At 54.9% G+C, this 2,500-nt stretch carries 1 tRNA gene and 2 rRNA genes (1 of these 3 cut by a window edge); all 3 read right to left on the reverse strand.

The window, feature by feature from the left end:
- Nucleotides 1–183: 183 nt before the first annotated feature.
- A tRNA-Met gene (locus ACLGL5_RS01790) sits at nucleotides 184–260 on the reverse strand.
- A gap of 156 nt (nucleotides 261–416) precedes the next feature.
- Nucleotides 417–531 (reverse strand): 5S ribosomal RNA (gene rrf / locus ACLGL5_RS01795).
- Nucleotides 532–734: 203 nt separating this feature from the next.
- Nucleotides 735–2,500: ribosomal RNA gene (locus ACLGL5_RS01800) — 23S ribosomal RNA — on the reverse strand; it runs 1,034 nt beyond the window's last position.

Below are 2,500 nucleotides of genomic sequence, written 5' to 3' on the forward strand. Positions count from 1 at the left end.
ACGCAAAACGGCCCGCTGGTTTGAGCCAGGCGGGCCGTTTATGATTTGGTTTTGGGGAGAGGCTTTGCGTTTCTGACCGGCGGCGTCGGCAAGGCCTCGTTGCGGACGGCTGATGAGCGTTAACTCGCCGGGCACCACGGCTGAATACAAAAGAGCCCGCACGAGGGCGGGCTCTTTTGTATTTGGTTGCGGGGACAGGATTTGAACCTGTGACCTTCAGGTTATGAGCCTGACGAGCTACCGGGCTGCTCCACCCCGCGTCACCATTGGATGTAAGCGCAAGCCTACAAATAGGTAGATGGCTCACCAAATGAAAGGGCCGCTTACGCGGCCCGTGGTCCCTTGGCGGGCCTTGTTCGTAGAGAGAAGATTTCACTGACATCCGATTGGATGTGAGTTCAACGTGCGTTTAGCAGACCTGGCAGCGACCTACTCTCCCGCGTCTTGAGACGAAGTACCATCAGCGCTGGAGCGTTTCACGGCCGAGTTCGGAATGGGATCGGGTGCAGCCGCTCCGCCATAACCACCAGGTCGGCAAAACGCACGTTGTTCGAGAAGCTGTTTTTTGTGCCTTGGACGTTCTTTGATCTTGGCGCCTTTCGAAGCGAAGCTTCGCAAGGTCGACCGACCGTCGGCGCTGATGCACCGCACCCACGTAGCGCCGCCCGCAGGGCGGAACAAGCGTGAGTGAGAACAAACCATCTGACCTTGTCAGATGAGCATAAGGAATGAGAACGATCAAGCCGATCGAACTATTAGTACCGGTAAGCTTCAAGCGTTGCCGCTCTTCCACACCCGGCCTATCAACGTGGTCGTCTTCCACGGTTCTCAGGGAATACTCGTTTTAAGGTGGGTTTCCCGCTTAGATGCCTTCAGCGGTTATCCCGTCCGGATATAGCTACCCTGCTATGCGGCTGGCGCCACAACAGGTCCACCAGAGATCCGTCCATCCCGGTCCTCTCGTACTAGGGACAGATCCTTTCAATATTCCTACACCCACGGCAGATAGGGACCGAACTGTCTCACGACGTTCTGAACCCAACTCACGTACCGCTTTAAATGGCGAACAGCCATACCCTTGGGACCTGCTCCAGCCCCAGGATGCGATGAGTTGACATCGAGGTGCCAAACAACCCCGTCGATATGGACTCTTGGGGGTCATCAGCCTGTTATCCCCGGCGTACCTTTTATCCGTTGAGCGATGGCCCTTCCACGCGGGACCACCGGATCACTATGACCGACTTTCGTCTCTGCTCGACTTGTCAGTCTCGCAGTCAGGCAGGCTTATGCCATTGCACTCAGCGAACGATTTCCGACCGTTCTGAGCCCACCATCGCGCGCCTCCGTTACTCTTTAGGAGGCGACCGCCCCAGTCAAACTACCCACCATACATTGTCCCGGACCCGGATAACGGGCCGCGGTTAGACATCCATAGTAATAAGGGTGGTATTTCAAGGGTGGCTCCACCTGAGCTGGCGCCCAGGTTTCAAAGCCTACCACCTATCCTACACATGCCACTACGAATGCCAATGTAAAGCTATAGTAAAGGTGCACGGGGTCTTTCCGTCTAACCGCAGGAACCCCGCATCTTCACGGGGAATTCAATTTCACTGAGTCTATGCTGGAGACAGCGGGGAAGTCGTTACGCCATTCGTGCAGGTCGGAACTTACCCGACAAGGAATTTCGCTACCTTAGGACCGTTATAGTTACGGCCGCCGTTTACTGGGGCTTCGATTCAGAGCTTGCACCCCTCCTCTTAACCTTCCAGCACCGGGCAGGCGTCAGACCCTATACGTCGTCTTGCGACTTCGCAGAGCCCTGTGTTTTTGATAAACAGTCGCTACCCCCTGGTCTGTGCCACCCTCCTCCACTTGCGTGGAAAAGGGTCACGCTTCTTCCGAAGTTACGCGTGCAATTTGCCGAGTTCCTTCAGCATAGTTCTCTCAAGCGCCTTGGTATACTCTACCAGACCACCAGTGTCGGTTTCGGGTACGGTTTATAAGGAGGAGCTATTTCCTGGAACCACGCAGCAGCCCGTTCAATCCGATAAGATTGGACTACCTCAATGATCCGTCACTACCTCCAAGCCCACGAATATTAACGTGGTTCCCATCGACTACGCGTTTCCGCCTCGTCTTAGGGGCCGGCTAACCCTGCTCAGATTAGCTTTAAGCAGGAACCCTTGGTCTTTCGGCGGGGGAGTCTCTCACTCCCCTTACGTTACTCATGTCAGCATTCGCACTTCTGATACCTCCACCACCCCTCACGGGTATGGCTTCATCAGCTTACAGAACGCTCCGCTACCGCTCGTGATTGCTCACGAACCCTAAGCTTCGGTGTATGGCTTTAGCCCCGTTACATTTTCGGCGCAAAGACCCTTATTTAGACCAGTGAGCTGTTACGCTTTCTTTAAATGATGGCTGCTTCTAAGCCAACATCCTGGTTGTTTTGGGATCCTCACATCCTTTCCCACTTAGCCATAACTTGGGGACCTTAGCT

The organism is Mesorhizobium sp. U510, from assembly GCF_059180695.1.